The organism is Pseudoalteromonas phenolica, from assembly GCF_005886345.1.
Lineage (GTDB): Bacteria > Pseudomonadota > Gammaproteobacteria > Enterobacterales > Alteromonadaceae > Pseudoalteromonas > Pseudoalteromonas phenolica_A.
On sequence record NZ_PNEC01000034.1, the window covers coordinates 1 to 22,157 of the forward strand.

17 protein-coding genes are annotated in these 22,157 nt (G+C 42.4%); 2 read left to right on the top strand and 15 right to left on the bottom strand.

The genetic code is table 11. The annotated features are described in order from the left end of the window. Positions 1-17: 17 nt before the first annotated feature. From CWB72_RS13010 to CWB72_RS13055, 10 genes are all read right to left on the bottom strand, one after another. The gene (locus CWB72_RS13010) at positions 18-1,688 is read right to left on the bottom strand and encodes an Imm49 family immunity protein (protein ID WP_171037299.1); all 1,671 of its coding nucleotides are present in this window, start codon (positions 1,686-1,688) and stop codon (positions 18-20) included. A 116-nt stretch (positions 1,689-1,804) separates the two neighbouring features. Continuing rightward, on the bottom strand, positions 1,805-2,677 hold the full coding sequence (locus tag CWB72_RS13015; protein WP_138632018.1) for an Imm49 family immunity protein: 873 nt from the start codon (positions 2,675-2,677) through the stop codon (positions 1,805-1,807). A 269-nt stretch (positions 2,678-2,946) separates the two neighbouring features. Further along, a complete protein-coding gene (locus tag CWB72_RS13020; RefSeq protein ID WP_138632021.1) occupies positions 2,947-3,600 on the bottom strand; it encodes an XRE family transcriptional regulator in 654 nt (217 codons plus the stop codon). 221 nt (positions 3,601-3,821) lie between these two features. Further along, positions 3,822-5,399 (bottom strand): alkyl hydroperoxide reductase subunit F, encoded by a 1,578-nt coding sequence (gene ahpF / locus CWB72_RS13025; protein ID WP_138632024.1) that lies wholly within the window; start codon positions 5,397-5,399, stop codon positions 3,822-3,824. Positions 5,400-5,530: 131 nt separating this feature from the next. After that, positions 5,531-6,100: an alkyl hydroperoxide reductase subunit C gene (ahpC, locus tag CWB72_RS13030; protein WP_138480053.1), complete on the bottom strand. Its 570-nt coding sequence runs from the start codon at positions 6,098-6,100 to the stop codon at positions 5,531-5,533. Between the two features lie 244 nt (positions 6,101-6,344). Then, positions 6,345-7,367 carry a beta-1,6-galactofuranosyltransferase gene (locus tag CWB72_RS13035; protein WP_138632027.1) on the bottom strand — a complete coding sequence of 341 codons (1,023 nt, stop codon included), beginning with the start codon at positions 7,365-7,367 and terminating at the stop codon, positions 6,345-6,347. A 4-nt stretch (positions 7,368-7,371) separates the two neighbouring features. Further along, positions 7,372-8,490: a UDP-galactopyranose mutase gene (gene glf / locus CWB72_RS13040; RefSeq protein ID WP_138632030.1), complete on the bottom strand. Its 1,119-nt coding sequence runs from the start codon at positions 8,488-8,490 to the stop codon at positions 7,372-7,374. 103 nt (positions 8,491-8,593) lie between these two features. After that, positions 8,594-9,610: a metal-dependent hydrolase gene (locus CWB72_RS13045; protein ID WP_138632033.1), complete on the bottom strand. Its 1,017-nt coding sequence runs from the start codon at positions 9,608-9,610 to the stop codon at positions 8,594-8,596. A gap of 77 nt (positions 9,611-9,687) precedes the next feature. Continuing rightward, the gene (locus CWB72_RS13050) at positions 9,688-10,422 is read right to left on the bottom strand and encodes a LytR/AlgR family response regulator transcription factor (RefSeq protein WP_138632036.1); all 735 of its coding nucleotides are present in this window, start codon (positions 10,420-10,422) and stop codon (positions 9,688-9,690) included. A 12-nt stretch (positions 10,423-10,434) separates the two neighbouring features. Then, positions 10,435-11,331, bottom strand: a complete 897-nt coding sequence (locus CWB72_RS13055; protein WP_171037300.1) for a sensor histidine kinase — start codon at positions 11,329-11,331, stop codon at positions 10,435-10,437. Positions 11,332-11,720: 389 nt separating this feature from the next. On the opposite strand from CWB72_RS13055, the gene CWB72_RS13060 reads away from it, so the two are divergent. After that, complete coding sequence (locus CWB72_RS13060) at positions 11,721-12,953, top strand: serine hydrolase domain-containing protein (protein WP_138632039.1); 1,233 nt, start codon at positions 11,721-11,723, stop codon at positions 12,951-12,953. Positions 12,954-12,969: 16 nt separating this feature from the next. Here CWB72_RS13060 and CWB72_RS13065 read toward each other — a convergent pair whose 3' ends face one another. The 3 genes from CWB72_RS13065 to CWB72_RS13075 form a co-directional block, all read right to left on the bottom strand. Further along, a complete protein-coding gene (locus tag CWB72_RS13065) occupies positions 12,970-14,214 on the bottom strand; it encodes an alpha/beta hydrolase-fold protein (RefSeq protein ID WP_138632042.1) in 1,245 nt (414 codons plus the stop codon). A gap of 18 nt (positions 14,215-14,232) precedes the next feature. After that, positions 14,233-15,564: an alpha/beta hydrolase-fold protein gene (locus CWB72_RS13070; protein ID WP_138632045.1), complete on the bottom strand. Its 1,332-nt coding sequence runs from the start codon at positions 15,562-15,564 to the stop codon at positions 14,233-14,235. Positions 15,565-15,828: 264 nt separating this feature from the next. After that, complete coding sequence (locus tag CWB72_RS13075; RefSeq protein ID WP_138632048.1) at positions 15,829-16,881, bottom strand: hypothetical protein; 1,053 nt, start codon at positions 16,879-16,881, stop codon at positions 15,829-15,831. Positions 16,882-17,166: 285 nt separating this feature from the next. On the opposite strand from CWB72_RS13075, the gene CWB72_RS13080 reads away from it, so the two are divergent. Further along, positions 17,167-19,248, top strand: coding sequence for a winged helix-turn-helix domain-containing protein (locus tag CWB72_RS13080; RefSeq protein WP_138632051.1), 2,082 nt, complete (start codon positions 17,167-17,169; stop codon positions 19,246-19,248). Here the strand turns inward: CWB72_RS13080 and CWB72_RS13085 are convergent. Together CWB72_RS13085 and CWB72_RS13090 are read right to left on the bottom strand one after the other, a co-directional pair. After that, a complete protein-coding gene (locus CWB72_RS13085; protein WP_138632054.1) occupies positions 19,245-20,597 on the bottom strand; it encodes a sigma-54-dependent transcriptional regulator in 1,353 nt (450 codons plus the stop codon). The genes CWB72_RS13080 and CWB72_RS13085 overlap by 4 nt on opposite strands. Then, positions 20,590-21,993: a sensor histidine kinase gene (locus CWB72_RS13090; protein ID WP_138632057.1), complete on the bottom strand. Its 1,404-nt coding sequence runs from the start codon at positions 21,991-21,993 to the stop codon at positions 20,590-20,592. Before CWB72_RS13090 ends, CWB72_RS13085 begins: the two co-directional genes overlap by 8 nt. Positions 21,994-22,157 lie beyond the last annotated feature (164 nt).

A 22,157-nucleotide genomic window follows, 5' to 3' on the forward strand; every position in this document is an offset into this window, starting at 1 on the left:
TGCGCAGCTCAGGTTACTTAGGCTGGTAAATCAAAGCGCCCGCTTATCAGCCACTCGGGTAAGTACTCATTGTGGTGTTGCGGTCGATAAGCAAATTTATCGTAGGCCATACACACAGGGGCAAGCAGCAAAAAGGGCATATAATGATCGGGTAATTGCCTGTCCTTCTTTTGTTTTTGCATATGTTGGGTAAAGCTCTCGACCACGGCCAACTCAAATGCCGCTAAATCTCGGTCTTGTTGCAGTTTGCCCAGTGCATGCCATAAATCTAGTTCCCAATGATGACTATAAGGGATCACCTCTTCAATTAATGGCATAACCTTGTTGTGCACTGCCATATGGTCAACATCATCGCGGATCACCGAGTGCATATACTCGATATAAGCACCTTGCTCCAACTCTAAACGGCCTCGGTGTTCAGAGGCTATTGATGGGGTGTAACTCATCAGGGTGTTAACACAGGCAGTGTCACGCATCACTAGCGCCAAACTCAATTGCTGCGTATATTCATTGCGATATGGCCAAGTGCTGGGGTCAGTACCACTCAAGGTATAATCCACTTTATCAAGGGTATAGGTCTGCGTGACGCCTTGGGGTAAAATGCGACCTTGTTGCGCAATATGATTGCATTGGTTGGCTAAAAGTAAGTTCTTTATAATATTTTCTTTAAAGTGTGACTCTTTAAAAGTTTGATATTGCTGGCAACTACACAACGCTATACTTGTATAAGCTTTCCCAATTGCTTGTAGAGCAAGTATAGGGTGCTTAAGTGCACCTGCTCCTATTCTTTTGTTAATATACTCCAAATCATCTTCATTTGAAGTTGCTAATTGCCACCTAAGAATATCGATATCTTTATATTTTAATGGTGTAATTTTTATTTTTACTTGTCTTGCAGGCTTTGTTTTACTGCTCTTTTTACTCTGGGTCGTCAATTGAATATTTGGCCTCACCACACCGCCCGGTGCGTCAATATACACGCGAGTGGTGTCATCAATACTGATCTGCTCTAAGCTTGGTAGCTCGTAGAGTCCATCATAGTAAAGCGCATCCCAAACCGAGCCGGTAAAGTCGGCGACCTTGAGTTGCGTACTTTTATACAGTGCATTAGTGAAAAACACTTGGGTTTCGCAGTCTAACAAGGCAAAAGAGAGCAAGTGCGTCAGCCCGTCACTTGGCAGGTCAATGTTGCTCGCTTTAAGTTCTGACAAAGTCAAAGAGGTTAAACTATGTTGTGCCAATGGCTGTAAATCAATGTGGGTTAAAGGGCCGTTAATGGTTAAATGCATTAAGCTGCTTGGTAGCTGACTTAAGTCGAGTGGGCCATCGTCTTCAACATTGAGGGTTAAACTGGTTAGGCTTTCGGGTAATGACTGGGTGAGGTGGTTATGCGCTTGTTCGCAGCTGAGTGTCAGATGTTTAATGGCGGTTTGACTTAACATGGGGCAAGCATTGGTGCTTACCTTTACACTCAGGGTTTGCAAGTGTACACATTGCGCAAGCGCTGCAAAGTCAGCATCTAAAGGTGTATCTGCAAAAGTGAGTGTACTGAGGTTATCAGCTTCACTCAGTGGTTGTAAATCAAGTTTGCTGATTTCAAAGTCAGATAAGTCTAACTTTTTGGTTCTTTTAGTGACCACTTTGTTGAATGGGTCGCCTGAGCGCAATGTCCCTGTTATTTTTGCCATGTTTTTCGTTCCTAACATTATTTTTATTATGTGCGCTACATCACATGACTAAGCGTTTAGTATGCGTTTAGCCGATGCAATGAGCAGGTTTACACTTTTATGACATTACTACCGCATTAAGCTGGTAAATCAAAGCGCCCGCTTATCAGCCACTCGGGTAAGTACTCGTTGTGATGTTGCGGTCGGTAAGCAAATTTATCGTAGGCCATACACACAGGAGCAAGCAGCAAAAAGGGAAAATATAAGCTAGGGCGTTGTCGATCTTTCTTTTGCTTTTGCATATGTTGGGTAAAGTTCTCGACTACGGCCAATTCAAATGCCGCTAAATCTCGATCTTGTTGCAGTTTGCCCAGCGCATGCCATAAGGCTAACTCCCAATGATGGCTATAGGGGATCACCTCTTCAATTAATGGCATAACCTTGTTGTGCACCGCCATATGGTCAACATCATCGCGGATCACCGAGTGCATATACTCGATATAAGCACCTTGAGCCAATTCTAAACGGCCTCGGTGTTCCGCGGCTATAGATGGGGTGTAACTCATAAGGGTGTTAACACAGGCCGTGTCACGCATCACTAGCGCCAAACTCAATTGCTGCGCATATTCATCGCGATAAGGCCAAGTACTGGGGTGAGTACCACTCAAGGTATAATTCATATTATCAAGCTCAAAGGTCTGCGTAACGCCTTGGGGTAAAATGCGGCCTTGTTGCGCAATATGATTGCACTGGTTGGCCAAGCCTAGATATTTTTTAATTGCAGCTAAATGTTCTGGCTCGGAAAACGTGAGATAGTGAGCATTACTGCATATGGCCACATCTTTATAAAAGTCAGAAATTGCTTTTAAAGTAGAATAAGGATTCTTATTCGCTTCATTTTCAACTCTTTCTTTTGCAGCATTTAAAAATCGGTTTCTGCGATTTTCGATTTGCCACCTACGTACATCAATATCATTAAACTTTACTGGGTATATTTTTATTTTCTTCATACTTTACGCTGGCGAGTTTTAGCCCGCAAATTCCCTTGAGTCACGTGAATGTACTATTACGACCACTGATTTAAAAGAGGTGGGGGTTCGCTTCAGTGACAGTTTCATCAGGCTAAACCATACACTTTTATGTATTTAAATGAGAAGGGCTTTTGTACTTTGATTATAAAACGCAATGACTTAGCTGGTGCTTGCACACAGTTTGTTAGGAGGGGAGGTTTAAGCCAGTGCATACGCGATGTATGCACTGAAATAGAGGCAGACTTGCTTTAAAGCGTGCGGCCACACCAGACAATGCGACCCGCCACGCCGTGTTGCTCGGCATTTTGGCTATCAATTTGCCAGCTTGGGTAGGCATCGTTATCTGAAACCACAGCAATATGATCAGATTTTTGCTTTAAGCGCTTTGCCATTAAACCATCTTGGGTTTGGATCACATACACGCCTTCACGACTGACTTGTTGTTGGCTTAAATCAACCAGCACCATGTCGCCATGCTCAAGGGTTGGGAGCATACTGTCACCACGAATAGACACGAATGCCAAGCGGTCACTGTGCACATCAAGTTGTGAGCTTAGCCAGCGTTTATTTAACGCAAATTGCTCAGTGACATCTTCGCTGCCGCCCATGCTACCAAAACCGGCACTGGCCTCAACGTCGAGTTGTGGCACCATTAATAGTTCATCTTGGCTTGATGAAAACGGCTTATCAACGGGTTGCTCACCAGTTAATAGCCAGTTTAAGTCGATACTAAATAGGCCATACAGGTGTTCAAGGTAGGTCATTGAAGGGCGACTTAAACCACGACAAATACGATAAATATGTGAAGGTGACTTGCCTGTTAAAATGGCAAATTGGCGTTTGTTACCGCCAGCAAATTGCTCAACCAGTTCCATAAAACGACGAGAAAAAGCCGTGCTCATAATACATCACCTCAACATCTTTAATTTGGCCGCACAGCATAATCTCTGACCTTACACTTGTATAGCTAAGTGCAGTGCAACTGCGGGATAAGTAGACAGGTTTGGATTAATTACAGAAAAAAGCAGCCATTGACCTAACTCAAGGACTGCTTTGGACTTGCTGGGTGTAATAGCAAGTATTAGGAGTAAATGGGTTGTTTGGGCGAAGCTATGTCTGTCACTTACGCTGCGCTTGCTTCGGTTTGTGATTCATCGCTGTGGCGAATAAGGTAATCAAAAGCCCCTAAGCTGGCGGTTGCCCCTGAGCCCATGGCGATAATGATTTGTTTGAATGCCGTGTCAGTCACATCACCCGCAGCATACACGCCGCTCGTGCTGGTGGCACCGTGTTTGTCGACTTCAATTTCACCAAAGCGGCTCAGTTGTACGTCGCTCTCTTTTAAGAATTCACTGTTCGGAATTAAACCTATCTGTACAAAAATACCGGCTAAATCTATTTGGTGCTGCTCACCCGATACGCGGTCGGTGTAGCTTAATCCTGTTACACGTTGACCATTGCCAAGTACCTCGGTGGTTTGTGCATTCTTGATGATGGTGATATTCGACAAGCTGTTGGCTTTGCGAATAAGTACTTCGTCGGCACGTAACGTGTCGGCAAACTCTAATACAGTGACGTGCGAGGTAATGTTGGCAAGGTCAATTGCCGCTTCAATACCTGAGTTACCGCCGCCGATCACCGCAACTGGCTTGCCTTTAAATAATGGGCCGTCGCAGTGTGGGCAGTAAGCAACGCCTTTGCCTTTGTATTCTTGCTCACCTGGTACATTCATATTTCTCCAGCGTGCACCGGTTGCCATGATCACCGACTTGGCTTTTAACGTCGCACCTGATTCAAGGGGCACTTCGATGTAGTCTCCGCGAGTAATACCTGCGGCACGTTGGCCTTTCATAATATCGACATCGTATTCTTTAACGTGCTCTTCAAGTTGGGCAACCAGCTTTGGCCCTTCAGTGGCTTTGACTGAAATAAAGTTCTCAATGGCGAGGGTATCGGCAACTTGGCCACCAAAACGCTCGGCGACAACACCGGTATTTAACCCTTTACGTGCTGCATAAATGGCTGCTGATGCACCTGCAGGCCCACCACCGACAACCAGTACGTCAAATGGGTCTTTTTCATTGAGCTTCTCGGCTTGTTTGGCCGCCGCGCCAGTGTCTAGCTTATTGAGAATATCGCTCAGTGATACCGCGCCTTGTGAGAATTGCTCACCGTTTAAAAATACACTCGGTACAGCCATGATGTTGCGTGCGTTCACTTCGTCTTGGAACAGTGCACCGTCGATCATGGTCGCTTTAATATTGCTGTTTCTGGCCGCCATCGTATTCAGTGCTTGAACCACTTGCGGACAAGTTTGGCAGCTCAGAGATATATAGATTTCAAAGTTTAATGGTTCAGTAATGCCATCAATGATGCTCAACTCTTCTTCAGAAGCTTTGCTTGGGTGTCCACCTGTTTGTAACAGTGCCAATACCAATGAGGTAAACTCATGACCCATCGGAATGCCTGCAAAATCGATGTGTGTATTGCGCTTGGGTGAGCGCACAGACATGTTCGGTGCACGGGTCGCATCACTTTGTTCTGACACTGTGATGTGTGTGCTTAATGAACTTAAATCGTTTGCTAAGCTTTTTAATTCGTTTGATTTGTTGCTGTCATCTAGGGCAAGCACTAGCTCGATAGGATCGGTAATGGCAGCAAAGTGGCTTTGTAATTGCGTTTTAATGTTTTGGTCTAGCATGGTGATTGTCCTATTTATTTTTGCTTATTAAAGGCTGTTGCTGTAACAGCCTTTAACTAACTAAATTAATATCCTAGAAATTTCGCGCTGCATGCAGCCAAGGCTGGTGCAGTGCGAAAGATGACGGATAGTTAGATTTTGCCAACTAGGTCTAGTGATGGCGCTAATGTCTCTTCACCTGGCTGCCAAGAAGCAGGACATACTTCGCCGTCGTGGTTTGCAATGTACTGAGCTGCTTGTACTTTACGAACTAATTCATTTGCAGCGCGGCCGATACCTAGGTCGTGTGTTTCAACTACTTTGATTTCGCCTTCTGGGTTGATAACGAAAGTACCGCGAAGTGCTAAACCTTCTTCTTCAATCATTACACCGAAGTTGCGTGTAATACGACCTGTTGGGTCACCAATCATTGGGAATTGGATTTTCTTAATTGTGTCTGACGCATCGTGCCAAGCTTTGTGTGTGAAGTGCGTGTCAGTTGATACTGAGTAAACTTCAACGCCCATGTCTTGAAGCTTTGCGTAGTGGTCAGCAAGGTCACCTAGCTCAGTCGGACATACAAATGTGAAGTCAGCTGGGTAGAAGAATACGATTGACCATTTACCTAGTAGGTCTTTTTCACTTACTTCAACGAAGTCGCCATTGTGGTAAGCCGTTGCATTGAATGGTTTGATTTGTGTGTTGATCAATGAAGTAGTCATAATGTTTACTCTCTTAGTTAGTTTGTAATTACTGCGTTTAGGGCATCCTGTTGCTCTGCCCCTTTGCTTGGTAACTAAGATAGTGGGTTTGGGTTGTTAAATAAAATGGATTGTTTTGATTAGTTCAATCGTTTTTTGTGATTAAACTTTGGAATGCTCTATGCGAGATGAGAAGTTGATATAAAAAACGCAGCTTTAAAATAAAACTGCGCTTTTTTAAGGTGATGCTTTGAAGTGTGATAATTTAAGAAAGTCGCTGCAATGCGCTTGTTAAGAACTGACCTGACTGCACATCGGATTTGACTCGTTGTACATTTTGTTTCATCTGATCAATTTGCTCTGGCGTCAGTTCTGCAAGACGCTGTTTGATGTCACGCAAAGATTTTACTCTAAAGCCAATGCCTTCTTGCTCAACTAAGTCAGCCATCGCAGCTTTATCCCAAATGATGATTGGCATACCACACAATAGGTAAAGTGACAGTTTGTGTGGGTTGTTGTATTTCAAGTACTGGCCTGTTACGCCATCACATGAATCTAGGGTGTTGCCGTACCAAACTAAGCCAAAATCTCCATCAATATGATCGATAACTTCATTAGAAGGGAAGCAGCCCTTATAATCTAAGATAGTGTCATTGACGTTTTTTACTTTTTTCTCGTCAAAGCCGACGCCGTACAAATCAAACTTGAAGTTGCCACGCTCGAGGTCATCAAGCTCAAAAATGAAAGGACCCATGTTGCCTGCGAAAACAATACGTAATTGCTCATAGTTTGTAGGCGTGCGTTTGGCATTTGGGTTGTCGGTGTGAAGGTAATCAAATGCTTCGATATTTGTGATGTCAGCAGTGAAGTTATGCTCTTTAAACCAAGCGCCCATTTTATCGTTGTGAACGATAAGCTGATCAGATTTTTTTAGAAGCTCAACTTCTTTGTCTGAATGACCATATTTACCTTTTAGGCTTTTTAGGTCATGCACCAATGTCAGTACTTTGCTGTTTTTGAGTTTCGCGCCCCACAAGCAATATCCGTAAAACTTGTTAAACGGATATTGTAGGCATACTGTGCTGCCCGATTTCATACGTAAAATAGCCCAAGTCACACCAAGAGCACTGATCAAAGTGCCCAGAATAGAATTTGAGATCCAAGTTTGTTTGAAGCCAATATTCTGCCAGCCATTGTTTTCTAAAATAGTTTCACAGTCCATTTTGGCTTTGCCTGCAGCGTCAAACTTAGAGCGGTAATTACGCGCGATATATACTTTATTACTCATAGGACTAGCTAAGCTCCTTGCTCGTTAATGCAAGTGCCGCTTCAATGGTGTCATCCATATCGTAATACTTGTAGTTCGCTAAGCGACCACCAAAGATAAACTTGTCAGCATATGGTGCAGTTAATGCAAGTTCTTGATAACGGGCTAACAAGGCATTGTTAGTTTCGTCATTGATTGGGTAGTAAGGTTCGTTATCTTTACTAAATTCATGCGGATACTCTTTGGTAACCACTGTTTTTTCTTGGTTGCCAAACTCGAAGTGTTTATGTTCAAGAATACGCGTATAAGGCACATCGCGCTCAGTGTAGTTAACGACGGCATTACCTTGATAGTTTTCTTCATCTAACACTTCAGTTTCAAAATGCAGACTACGATATTCAAGCGCACCAAACTGACAGTCAAAGAATTCGTCAATCTTACCCGTGTATAGTACTTTGTCGGCTAACTGGTTATAGGCATCTTTGTTATCAAAATAGTTAACACCCGTTTGCACTTCTACACCCTCAAGTAGTGCATCTGTAAGCGCATTATAGCCACCTATTGGAATGCCTTGGTATAGGTCGTTGAAGTAGTTGTTATCAAAAGTAAAACGGAACGGTAAACGCTTAATGATGAAAGACGGTATCTCAGTGGCAGGTCGACCCCATTGCTTTTCGGTATAGCCTTTAATGAGTTTTTCATATAGGTCTCGACCACCTAAAAACAACGCTTGTTCTTCTAAATTCTTAGGATCTAAATCGGCATAAGGTGCACGCTCTTGCGCAATTCTGTCTTTAGCTTGTTGTGGTGTCGTCACGCCCCATAGCTGATAAAACGTATTCATATTAAAAGGCAAGTTATATAGCTTGTCTTCGAAGCGAGCAACAGGCGAGTTTACATAGTGATTGAAAGACACGTAGCGGTTAACATAATCCCAGACTTCTTGGTTGCTGGTATGAAAAATGTGAGCGCCATATTTATGGACATTTATCCCTTCAACATTTTCACAATAAATATTACCACCAGTGTGATCACGTTTATCAATTACTAAAACTTTCTTCCCTTTGTCCGTTGCTTCACGCGCAAATACTGCTCCGAATAGTCCTGCACCGACAATAAGATAGTCATATTGAGCGTTGTTCATTCTTGTAGGCCTTGTTTATTATTAGCTTGATGTGACTTCGAAACTATAACAACAAACAAGTTCAAAAAGAATGACAATAAATATGCCAGATAGTTACTTATAATTATTCAGTATGGATAAGCGATAAATTGACATAAGGATCCGTGATTCTTTTAAATACTAAACTTGCTCGATTAAGTGGAGGACGATTTTGTAGCTGTCTGAAATCGCTGAGTTCGATGTTGTTCTCAAACGGTTTGGCTATCTCGAAAGAAAACACATAAAAACCTTCTAAGCCCATTCTTAAATCACTAAAAACGTAGCTTTGCTCTTGTTGATAAACCCCATATAAGCCCTTGGTAAAGTTCTGTAGCAAAGCAATACGTTGGTCTTCTAAACCTGTAAGGATATGATTTTCAGTTTTGTAAAAACGAATATCAATCTCATCAACGGAATCAAAGACTGATGCGTATATTTCGTAGTGCCCTTGTTCTGTGGTAGCCACGGCGCGCCAAAGCAAAGTATTAAATGGTGAAGGGGTGCTTTCGACTTGTTTAAAAGTAATGGCTTGCTTATCTAATGCCTCTAGTATTTTGCTGTCTATAAACCATTTGGCACTCAGGCTCCAAGTCAGATAGAGCGAGCTCACTACCAGTGCGGTAGTGTTAATTTTACTTGCATAGGGTTTTGTACGAGCAAAGCACAGAGAGACAAATGCAAACAGTAAAGGCAGGCTATACATGGGGTCGATGATAAACACACTGGAAATACCAAACGGGTAATTACTCACAGGCCAGAGTAATTGCGTGCCATATACGGTAAAGGTATCGAGCAGCGCATGGGTGCCCATGATTAAAAATATCGCAACAGACCAGCGTGTCAGCGACACAGATTTTGTCCAGTGCATTTTCGCAATGAGCCACGCTATGAGTGGACTCAACAGCAATTGAATAATTAAGGAGTGACTAAAACTGCGGTGATAAACAAAGTTTTCAACATCACCGCCGAAGTTTATCAACACATCTAAGTCGGGCAGAGTGCCAAATGCAGCACCAACAAGTAGCGACTTTCGGCCGAGTTTATTGCCTAAAGTGGCGTAGCCCACGGCACTGCCGAGTAAAATTTGCGTGACTGAATCCATTTTAAAAACCTAAAAGCGACATTAAGAAAGAGAGTAGTTATTTACTTATACCTTATTTTTGCGTCTTAAGTTCATGCTTAAAGTAAAAGCTGCTGCTTAAACTTAGCGGCTTGTCGTCGAGAGACTTCGAGCACAGCGCCGTCGTTAAGAGTTATTTGATAACCGCCTGATACCCACGGTTCAATATGAGTAATACAACTCAGTTGTACAATACAACTACGGCTGATCTTAAAGAAGTAATTACCATCAAGCTTATTCTCGATACTCGATAGAGACGCGCTATGCGTCACTGCCTTACCATCATAATGAATACGGCTATAATTGCCCAAGGCTTCGATATAGCTGACGTCTTTTACCTGAATAAGGTGGCATTTTTCAGCGTCTTTAACAAATAATGACTGAGCCATATCTAGCGGTTTGGTTAAGTGGGAGGCCTCTTTATGACCTTCACTGTGCTGAGTAATGTTGAGTTTTGCGAGCGCTTTTTGTAACCGGGTGTGCTTGATTGGTTTCAGTAAGTAATCAACCGTATTGTGTTCAAAAGCTTGGAGTGCGAACTGGTCAAATGCCGTGGTAAAAATCAGTTTGGGCACGACGCTGAGGGCCGATAAAATATCGAACGCAGTGCCGCCAGGCAGGTCGATATCCATAAACACCAAGTCAGGGTCGAGATGTTCAATGAGTGCTTTAGCTTCCTCAATGTCGGTGGCTTCTCCAAGTACATTGATGTCATCAAACTCGCCCAGTAATGCCTTAAGTTCAAACCGAGCAAGATCTGAATCTTCAACGATTACGGTATTAATTTTCGGCATGGCTTGTCCTCATTATTCTTTTGTGCCAAAGCACAACTTTGCTTGCACTTTGTCATCAGCTGTTTGCAGAGTAAATGTAATTTGTTGTGCGCTGAACATGGCGAGTCTGGCTTTTAAGTTTTCGATTCCCAAACCCGTACTTTGCTCATTTTGACTCAATATCTTGCCTGGATGCGTCAAAGAAATATGCCATTGCTTGCTATTGAGCGCGGCGACAGAAAGATGGAGTTCACCTGAGACTGCTTGTTTACCAAACGCATGTTTTATGGCGTTTTCAACCAACAATTGCAATGCCATTTTTGGTATTGATTGAGTTAGGTAGCGCGGGTCGATGTCTTTTTTAAAAGTTAGGCGACGACCTAATTGCAGTTGGTGCAGTGCTACAAAGTCTTCAACAAACTCTAGCTCTTGCTCAAGTGTGACGGTACCTGCGTTTTGATCCGTTAGCTGATAACGCATTAAATCAGCAAATGCCATTAGCATATCGCGAGCTTTATTATTGTCTATCAGTACCATGGCACGAATGTTATTGATGGCGTTAAACATAAAATGTGGGCTAAGTTGATCGAGTAAAGCATTAAACTGTGCTTCTTTGGCTTTCAATGCCATTACCTGGTTTTGTTGTTCGAGCATATACATGGTTGATTGGCGACTAATGGCCCAATATAAACAGCTCCACATAAGTAAAATAACAAATAGTACAAGGGTAATACTGACACTGGGCTGGCTGGTATAAAGCACTGAAACGCCTCCAATGAGTCTATCTATACTTTGCCATGCCAGCATATGTAATTGAGTTGCAGAGAATGCACCGGCAAAACTGAGCAAAAAAAGGCAAACTACCCAGAGAAATACAGATTTTGTTTTTAACATTATCCATTGATAAAGCAGTCTCAATAAAAAGCTCATAAGTACGCCTAAAGTGGTCACACTGAGCCCAAAGGTCACCGAATATTTACTAATCAAGGGTGTATCACCAAACATGACAGTCATAACAAGCAACACTGGGGCCCAGCCAATTGCTTGTAATAAGAAAAATGAAAACCCAGACCTTTTAATTATTTTCATTGGTTTAATCAAACTGAATAAGAGAATAAAAATAGTACGCCAATCTAATTCGGTTTGTTAGTAAAAAAGAGGTTAGGGTCACCATACATTTAAAAGGTGTGATTTCTGGTTGAGTGGTTATGTTTTTGGCGCTTGCCGCTCGCCCAGCTATACAGCCGCTCGACATGTTTTGCACACAAAGGTTGAGTCACCCCCTAAACTGATGCCATAGCCACATAGGAGTGACCAATATGACCAAAACAACACAACTTACCGCAGCTGCAATCGTATTAAGTAGTACATCTTTTTTCACTTTAGCTAAGAGTGAAGGCGAGCACGCCAGTGTGCACACAAGCCAGTTTAAAACGGTCAATGCAGAGCTTAACGAAGCACTTAACGCATGGCAGCAATCATTTAACCTGCCTTCTTTGGTGGTAGCTGTAAGGATTGAGGGGCAAACGGTATTTAATCAAGCTGTGGGTCTGGCAGATATTGAATCAGGCAGAGCAGCGACTATTCAAACGCCATACTCTGTCGGCAGTATTGCAAAATCTATGACCAGCTTAGCTATGGCTCGTTTAATTGAACAAAATAAGCTAGCACTGCATGCGCCCATTGATCAATATGGTTCGTATCAAAACGACTGGCAGGCGCTGACGAGTTACCAACTGGCGTCACACACAGCTGGTATTGTGCACTATAACAAAGCAAGAGTAGAGCGTGAGTTTGAGTCTGTCCGTGATCATTGGTTGCCACAGCAAGCGTTTGATGTCTTTGCACATGAGCCTCTGGCTTTTAAAGCCGGAAGTGACTTTCAATATAGCTCAAGTGGCTACATTTTATTGTCAGATGTACTGGCTAAAGCGGCAAATACCCCTTACTTACAACTCATGCGCCAAGAAGTGTTTGCGCCATTAAATATGCAACATACCTTGTTTGATTCAAGTTTAGCAAATAGTGGAAAAGAAGCCGTTTATTATGCGCCAGTAAAACTTAATGAGCCTGACAATAATGTTCGTCAAAGAGACACAGCAAAGCGTGACCGCAGCTTTTTATTTGGTGGTGGTGGCTATCAATCTACCGCCAGCGACTTGGTGAATATGGCTTGGTATATGACACAAGATGACTATTTATCAGATGCCACAAGAGCGCTATTAACAACACCAGTGACTTTGCCTGATGGTAAAGCTAACCCGCAAAATTATGGGCTAGGCTGGCGTATTCATGACATGGATGTGAGCCAGTATATACCCGGTAAGCCGCAGCAGATAATCAAAGGGGTGCATCATGGTGGAACTACAGCCAATGCTGCAAATGCCTATGTTTTAAGTTTCCCAGAGTTTGGGGCTAGCATTGCTTACACAACGAACAGTATTCCGAGCAGTGAAGATCCACAGGCAAACTTACAAGTACAAATGTGGTTGTGGCTATACCGTTATGTCGAGGCATTAAAATTGGTAAATGAAAACAAAAATGCGCTTTAACAGCGCATTTTTTCTTTTAAAGCTTCAATGCTTCTTTGAACTGCGCAATAGAGGGGTGTTGTCTTTTTGTTGCGATCTGCAGTCCTTTTTCGAGAATTTTTTTGCGCTGTGTTGGTTTGTTTTGTGCTAAGTAAATATCAGACAAAATTAAGTGTGCGCCCATATGCTGAGGCATGTACTTAAGTAAGCGTGAAATCACTTGTTCGGCTTCGTCGGTTCGCTCTTCGCGTAACAGATATTGGCCAATACTGCGTAAGCTGTTTACGCTGTTCCAACGTTCAGGGGTTGGCAGCACTGGAAAAGAGTAGCTTTTACTTAGATCTTGATAGTACTGCTCTATGTTCTCAAGCGCATTGCCTGGTTGAGTGACAAGCGACCTATATTTTGGGGCCCACAAGGCTTCTGGGTATTGGGTTTCAAAACTACTGAGGAGTGTTTTTATTAATGCGTCATAGTGGCGCTCGTTTTTGTATGCATGGATATAGAGCGCGTGGTTTTGCTGCGCTTTAAAAGCAACGGTGTGTTTTAGTTTATTTAAGTTATTATCGTAGCGTTTATCAGAGATCAGGTCGTCATCGGCTTCACCAAATACCACAATGCCTTTTTCTTTACCGCGTGTAGCGACCGCTTCTGCAACTTCATCGATTAATGTTTTGGCATTGGGTAAGTCTAATCGCATGCCAATCATGTCAGCCGTAGCATGAAAGATATAGTCATTAAACACATCATCTCGGCGAGTAAGCGCATATAGCCCAAATACGGCATTGGCAGAAACACTGACTAGGCTAGTATGTTTGGCACCGCGATAGTGTGTTTGCAAATAGGGAATGAGCTCTTGCGAAAGGAAATCTAGGTATTGCTTTGGATCACCTTTGCCTTTGCGTACCACGTCGACAGGCCACATGGCTTGTGTATCAAAAGCCGGAAAGTCTCCGCCTTGGTTTAAACTCACTACAATGCTGTCTGGCATGCGATTTACACTACTTAAGTGCTTAACTAACCCTGTTGTCATATGAAAAAACTGATGACCGTGAGAGCCATTTAAGAAAATGATGGGGTAGCGAAAGTCATCACTGTGATGCTCATACATCTCTGGTAGATAGAGATTCATACTGATCTCTCTATCTAGTATTTTAGAGTCAAACTGTATGGTGTTTGCAATATGTATTGGCAGCTCAGAAGTGATGCGCGCTTGTGCATGATGCATTGTGCCGACGAATACAGTCATGATGAGTAGTTTTAAGAGGTCAAATATTTTCATAGTATGTCCTTAGTATAATTAAAGTGCCTTGAGATGTGATTGAGCTTGTTCACTGAGTGAGGTGTTATCCTGTTGCTTATACAAGTCACTTAACTGTTGCCAAGCTGTTTTATTGGATGGGGTTTGTTCGGTTATACGTTGTAATATCGCAATACTTAGCTTGGGGTAATCTTGGTTATGCTTGCTGGTAAAAGCTAACATCAGTTGCTGATCGGGCTCTGAAAATGTGCTGGCAGCTTGCTTTAATGCTTGTAGCGCATGCTTATGTTCAGCTGGGTTTGCTTGTTTTTTTGCAAGTACTGCAAGCTTGTGCCATGCAAACAAAGAGTGTGGATAAAGTTTGGCTAATTGCTGCCAAGTAGTGCGCGCAAGTTCGAGTTTATTTTGTGCTAAATATCGGTCTCCCCAGCGGTTAATAAAATAATGTTTAAAGCGCGGTGAGGCGTCTTGCCACAATGAAAAAGCGAGCTCTAACTGCGCAGACTCCATTTTGTTTTGTGCCATAGCACTGTAAAAGCTTTGCAGGTCTTGCTCGTTACTTGTTTGCTGATACTTTTTTCGAATGGCGATGTATCGCTCAGTCAGTTGGGCTTTATTGAGATCAAACTGATTTAAATAATCTGTGGCTGCGTAGTCGGGGTAAGCGCTTCGCAATGCCTCTGCGATGGCGATGGGCACAACCGATTGGTGATTTTGGTTAGCAATATGGCGCTGATTGAAAGCGGCGGTATTTTGTGTGACTTTATTGAGTAGTTGCGTATCACTTTGATGCCCGACTTCTTGTAGTAAAGTAACGAACCCTTGGTTGTCATCAAGTTGTGAAATTTGAGTGGCGGTTTGCTGTATATAGTCCACATTGGGGAATACCACAGAGAGTGCATGAAGGTGGGTAAAGTGCTGCTGTAATTGCGGGCTTTGATTAAGCAGGTAAGCTGCGCCATAGGAGTGCGCAAAAAGATGGCTTTGCTCGGTGAGGTATTTGTTTTGTACGAACTGGGTGAGTTCTTCTGAGATAAATTTTGACAGCGCCTCAGTTTGGCTGAATAAGGTTGAGTACCAACTGGGGTTATTAATAAATACCACAATCGTTGTGGGGATCTGTTGATAGCCTTCAAGTTGGCGAATACGGTGTAAAACGTCTCCTTTAAAATCACCAGCATAAAAACCATGGGTATTCAGTACATAAACTACAGAGTAAGGCTTCTTGTTGTTGTACTTATCGGGTAGATGCACCGAGATGCTTTGTACTTTAGCGAGTGCTTGAGATTGAATCTGGTAATCATGTGATGTGTTGGCATAACCGCTCAGTGCAGTTAACAAACTAAATAAGATCAGTAGGGGTTTTAACATGACGCTTTGCTCCTTCGAATGATGAGCTCTACAGTAAACAAAGCGTACTAAAAGACTGGGTGAAAAGCTGATTTATGACTGATTTCTAACTGATCAGGGTTTTGCTTATCATTTAAAATCAGTGTTTTATTTTTTGTGTAGAGGGTAATAACACAGCGTTAATCATAAAACGCTGTGTTACATACTGGGCCGTGATTTGGATAAATGGCTTAACCCAAATAGAGGCTATCGTTTTGTTCTATAGGCTTTGAGGTGTGCTCATGCTTATAGTTTGGTCCACACGTAAGCGCCCATATATTTCTTTTTCCAGTTGTCATCTAAACTCAGTCTAAGGTGAGTTATTTCCTCATCACTGTTTCTTTTTATGAGTAGCTTGTCATCTCTCTCAGATGATGTGACCAGTAAGGTGTCTTCTTGGGTCCACTTAAGCGGTAACATGTAATGATTGATGCTGCGAGCGATAAAATCATCACCTTCTTTGATAATTTCAAAAATCTTGCCATTATCTGACACGTATTGGCCAAGTAGCGCGTTCTTATCTTTATTTGTTGCGTCAAAACGAGGGATTGCATGAAAGTTGACCGCAGGTCTGACTCTATGAACGAACCATTGGTGATATTTTCTTTTAGGGTAATAAGTCTCAAAAAAAGTCGTTATGTCTTGATGCGTTGCAATTTGTTCAGGTGATAAGCCCTTTTTTGTGTGTTTTTGAATTAACGACTTAAATAACTGGGAGCTGCTTATTTGGCGCTTAATATCTGACACATCCGCAAATAGCTTTTCTTTAAGCACCACGCCAGAAACGATAAGGGTATTTTCATCTGCAATTGCCAGTGCTTGTTTTAAACCGTTGATGTGTCCATCTATACCTTTAGGCCCAAATACAGTGAGCCAATCACTGCGGTAGCTATCAGCCATAAATAACACATTTGCTTCTTTCAAATGGATATTGATTTGCCCAAATGAATGACCCTGACTGTGATATGCAGTAATGGTTTGCCCGCCGAACTGCATCGTAAAGCCATCATCAATCAATTTTTGTGTAAACACATCGCTGTATTTTAAGGCTTTGTGCGAAATGATCTGTGCCCCTTTTGCAGCGAAATAGGCATTAAGTTCGGTGTTATTGCCGTCGTAATTATTATTGAGTACATACTTAACTGGTAAGTCAGAGATTTTTTTTAATTCGGCGACAAAGTTACTCACATCCCACGCAACCATGCTATTAATGAGTAATAGGCCTTCTTTGCCTTTGATGACCCCAAAGCTAATATTTGTCTCCCCAATATTGGCCATATCATTAAAGTGTTTTGTCACTATGTGTACTTTTTCGGTGAGTTTTTTATGTGAATAACTCGACTGGCTTGCGTTGCTTATGTTTGCCAATAGGGCGCAAAATAATAGTATTGAAATTTTTAAATAGAGCTTCACTTTCAGTGCCTTACTTTTTGTTTTAGTGTTTTAGTTGAAATTAGCAAGGTGAGGCATAAAGACTGGGTGAAAAGCTGATTTATCACTGATTTTTGTCTGAGCAGGGACTGGTTAATCTGCTGTAAATCAGCTATTTTCCAATTCATAGCAGCAAGGCAGCAGTACATAACCATGAATACGCGTTATCAAATATTAGAGTGTGAAGTCGATTTTACTGAGCAAACCTTAGTGAGAGCAGGTGAAGTCTTTAAGCAACAGCATAAGGTGATGCAAGTATTACGTTGCTTGTTAAACAAACAAGGTGAGCTGGTTAGTATAGATGAGCTAATGAGCGAAGTGTGGCCCGATACGGTTGTCTCGCCAAATACACTGCAACGTTGTATTGCGCAATTGCGAAAAGGGTTAGGAGATTCCAGTCAAACGCAAATCGCCATTAAAACCTACCCAAGAAGAGGTTACGCCTTAATTGCTGAAGTACTGGTAATTGATAATCAAGTTACTACAGACCAAAAATTGCAAAATAATACCGAACAATCAATTCGTTCAATACCTGCTAACACTCCCGTAAAACCAAATAGAAGCAAACGTAAAGCATGGGGTATAGCGGCATCAGCTTGTACTATGATGTTTGTGTTAGTTGTGGCCATGATTGAGCAATTTCATGTTCGTACAGAAAACGTAGCACCCAAACGCGCCTATATTACATCCGTTATGACAGCCAGTGATGCGCACACGGGTCAGCCTCGATTTGCGCCGGATGGCAAGCATTTGGTGTTTCAGCGTTACAGTGACTTTTGTGAAAGCACTGTTTGGTTGCAAAATGTCGAGAATAAGCAAGAAGTGCCTCTCACTCAGTTGCAAAAGCGTATTAATGATGTTGCGTGGTCAAACGATGGTAAGCAATTGCTGGTTGCGCAAAGTAACCCATGTATCGCCCCTACACATGAGCAATGCTGGCAGCTTGAACGCATAATGCTTGATAATGCTATGCAGTTTACAAGCAGTGAGCCCGTAGGCACCTGTGAACATCAACGTATAAGCCAAGTGGCTTGGTTAAATGAAAATATAGCCCTTTTCATTGAGCGCTCTGAACATGGACATAGACAGCTGACTCAAATTGAACTGACAACAGGCCAGAAAAAGATGCTGTTTGCTTGGGGGGATGTTTTATCGTTTGCTTTCATAGAACCAAAAAAATTAGCGGTTCTCAGTCATCAGGGCAATGCACAGCTTACGTTATATACGATAAATATATTGGGTGAAGTACTGCAAAATCAAACTCTTACTTTTAGTGATGACTTATCTGTTTTTTCTCGTAGCAAACTTAACTATGTGCCTACTGATGCGCAATTACTCCTTGAAAATAATGGTCAGCTATTTGAAATTACTACTGACGGTCATATGCACAAACATATAAACCTACCGAATAGTCTTTCTGATTTTACAGTATCGAATGATGCAATTGCTGCCACACGAGGGCTCACAAAACAAGATGGAGCTTTACAAAGTCTAACTGACAATGAGCATGTACCACTTTTTCCTTCTAAGGGCGTAGAAACCTATTTTCGTTTTGCACCAAATTCTGACGCCATTGCTTTTGTATCAAACCGTACCGAAGCATTGCAGGTGTGGGTGAGTAGCAATCGCTCAGTTTTTCCTAAACAGCTGAGCCAATTTGACTCGGCTAAGCAGATCCGAGGGTTTGAATGGTTAGCAACGGGCGAAGGTTTTGTATTCGTAATGAATGATCAGCTTGCGATGTTATCTCTATCAGGGGAACTTAAAGTGATTAGCCTGCCATTAAAGATGAAATATTTATACCAAGCGCTGCCTAATAACCAAGCACTGATAGAGTATCAACATAATTATCAAGAAGTTGTTGCCATAATCAATTTAGATACCTTAAAAATCACACCATTACACGCGGGGTTATTTAACGACGTGCAATTAGATGCGCAAAACAACTTGTGGTTTATAGACCGAAATAACCGACTAAATAAGCTTGAAAACGGAGCGCTCTCACGCCCATTTTCAGATTTAAAAGTGAATGGACTAAGGGCCTACCAGCAAGGGGTGGCCATATCCGATAAGCATATGGCACTATTTTATTTATCAGGGCAGCAGAGTGAACTGCAAAAATTACAGTCACTTAGCTCAGGTGCTTGGTTGCAAGACATCAAAGGTACGCAGTTCATTTGGTCTCACAAGCATGCCCGAAACAGTGACATTGTTGAATTAGCCGTTACAAACTAAAGCCCATGCTTTTCAAGGCGATATAAAAACTGCTTGTAACTAATCCCTAGTAGCTTGGCGGCTTGGGTTTTATTGCCGCCTTCGCGGTTTAGGGCTTGTTGTAAGCAGTCTTTTTCAAATTCATCCCAATTTAACCCCTCACTTGGCAAGGTAAACAGTGCATTGGTTTGTGTGCTATTTGCAGTATTAGTGAGGTTTTCTTTCAGTTCAGTTTCATCCTGCAGAAGTACAAATTGCTCCAGCGTATTTGAGAGCTGGCGTACATTACCAGGCCAATCAAAGTTGAGAAGGTGTTTTAGCAGTTTGCTGCTTAGCTGGGGGGCTTCAATACCATATTGCTGGCTAAAGCGTTTTAAGAAGTGTTCGATTAATCGCGGAATATCTTCTTGGCGCTCACGCAGTGGTGGCATATGTAACGGCACCACATTTAGTCGGTAGTACAGGTCTTCTCTGAATAAGCCATCTTGTACCATCTGTTGCAGGTTTTTATGACTAGCTGCAAGTACTCGGACATCAATATTATGCTCTTTGGTATCACCTACCGGCGTCACCACACCCTCTTGTAATAAGCGCAGTAGTTTGGTTTGTACATTAAGGCTCAGCTCTGCCACTTCATCTAAAAAAATCGTGCCTTTGTGGGCCGCGGCAAATTTACCGATTTTGTCTTGATTCGCCCCAGTGTATGCCCCTTTAAGTGCACCAAAGAGTTCTGATTCGGCTAAATTCTCAGGAATAGCCCCACAGTTAATGGCGATAAACGCTTGTTTACTACGATTTGAAAGTTGATGAAGTGCGCGCGCCGCAAGCTCTTTACCCGTGCCGCTTTCTCCACTAATTAACACTGTTGCGCTGGTGGCACTGACGCGTTCTATACGTTGAAAAACTTTCTGCATACATGGAGCATGACCAATGATATCGACCAACTGGTTTTGCTCGCTGATCTGCGAGCTGAGTTGTTGATTGGCAAGACGTAACTGATTGGCTTTATTGGCTTTGGCTAGTGCCAGTAATAATTCTTGACGCTGAAACGGTTTACTTAAGTAGTCATCTGCACCGAGCTCGATGGCTTCAACGGCATGTTCAATTGAGCCATAGGCAGTAGCAACCACAATGCCTATGTGCTTTTGTTGTGCCCGCGCGTATTTGATCAAGTCCATGCCTGACAGGTTGCTTAGCTTCCAATCGGTAAAGATAAGTTCGATATCTGCGTGTTTTTTAAGGGTGACTATGGCATCTTCAACACTAAAAGCGCTATAAACTTGGTAGCTCGCAGCACTTAACATAGCGCTGATCAGGGTATTTTGCGCTTGGTCGTCTTCAACCAACAAGATAGGTTGTGGTTTAGTCATGAACTGCTCCTTCTTCAAGCGATGACTGCGCTAACTGTAAGGTAACACGTGCGCCATTGTGTGTGTTTTGCACTTGAATATCACCTTCATAGTAAAGTTCTGCTAAGCGTTTGGCTAAATATAAGCCCATGCCGGCGCCATCTGCTTTGCTGCTCACATGAGGGTTAAATAGCTGAGCAAGAATTTGTGCTTCAAAACCGCCGCCCTGATCTTCAACTTCTACAAATAAAGCGTTTTGTTCTGAATAGGCTTTCACCTCAATCGCTTGGGTATTTTGATTGGCTTGTTGCGCTTCAATGGCGTTGACTAACAGGGTGTGCAAAATAGCGCGGATCTCAGATTCAGCTCCTTGTATAGACAAGTTTTCAGCTACTTGAATATTAAGTTCAAAATCAAGTCGGCCTACTTCGAGTTGAATATCTTGCAATACGGCCGCGATTGGGACTGTTTGTGCTCTAGAAGATTGCTGGTTACTTAGTTGCAATAAAGCGCTAATACTCTTATTTAAGTGGGCAATTTTATTATCGGCAATGATTTTTAAACTGTGCTTGAGTTGTTTGTCTTGGCTTTGCCAAAACTGCTCAAGTGTGAGGCCCAAAGTGTGTAATGGATTTCTCAAAGAGTGGGCAATAGCGCGACTTAACTCGCCGAGTTCCGCCAATTGTTTTTGTTGTTGTAATTGTTTTTCAACTTGATTCAGTTGTTCGAGCTTAGTGCTGGTGGCATTGAAGCTGTCAATGCAGGTTGCAATTTCACCCACGCCCTGTGCAGGCAGTTGAGTACCAAGATTACCGCCAGATAAATCATTAAAGCCTTGCTTGAGTGCAGTAATTGGCTGGGTGAGGCGATGAACAAAATACAGCATTAAAGCAACGGCAATAAGCGTCGAGAGTGCAATACTCCAGAGGGTGAGCGAAGTGAAGCGTTCGAAGCTATGACTTTGGGTATGGCTGCTATGTTCAGTACTGATAATCTTCCTGATACTTTTGTCATCTTCAAAATGAAAGAATACAGAGTTAACTTCATCTTTGAGTGATTCAGCTTTAATGGTTACAACGGGTTTTACAGGCTGTGTTGGTATTGGTGGTTTGCTTGGTGCAGGTACTTTTGAACTATCCTGAGGTTGTGGTGGTTCAGGTGGTCGCTCTAAGGTGTTTGAAATGGTCACTTTGTCAGACAAAATCACGACTTTAGGGATATCACTATCTAATTTGTGAATGATTTGATTGATATCTTCTCGCGCTTTACCAATTAGTTGCTTAGTGATTACTTGTGATTGTTCAGTAATATCAGCACTGACTTGTGATTTGAAATGCAAGACCAGCAATGTTTGGCTCACTGCGAGTAAAAGAAATATCGCCAAAATGCCCAGAATAAAATAACGCTTAATCGTCACGCCTTCTCCCAATTAGATTTTTAAACTGTCTCTAAAACCCTTATTACAAGATGCATTCCAAAGTACTAAATCGCAAGTGGTTTGTAAGTCTTTGAAATTATGATAACTAATTAATGTCTTTTATATCTATTAGGTTTCACCTACTGAATACTCCTGATATCAGC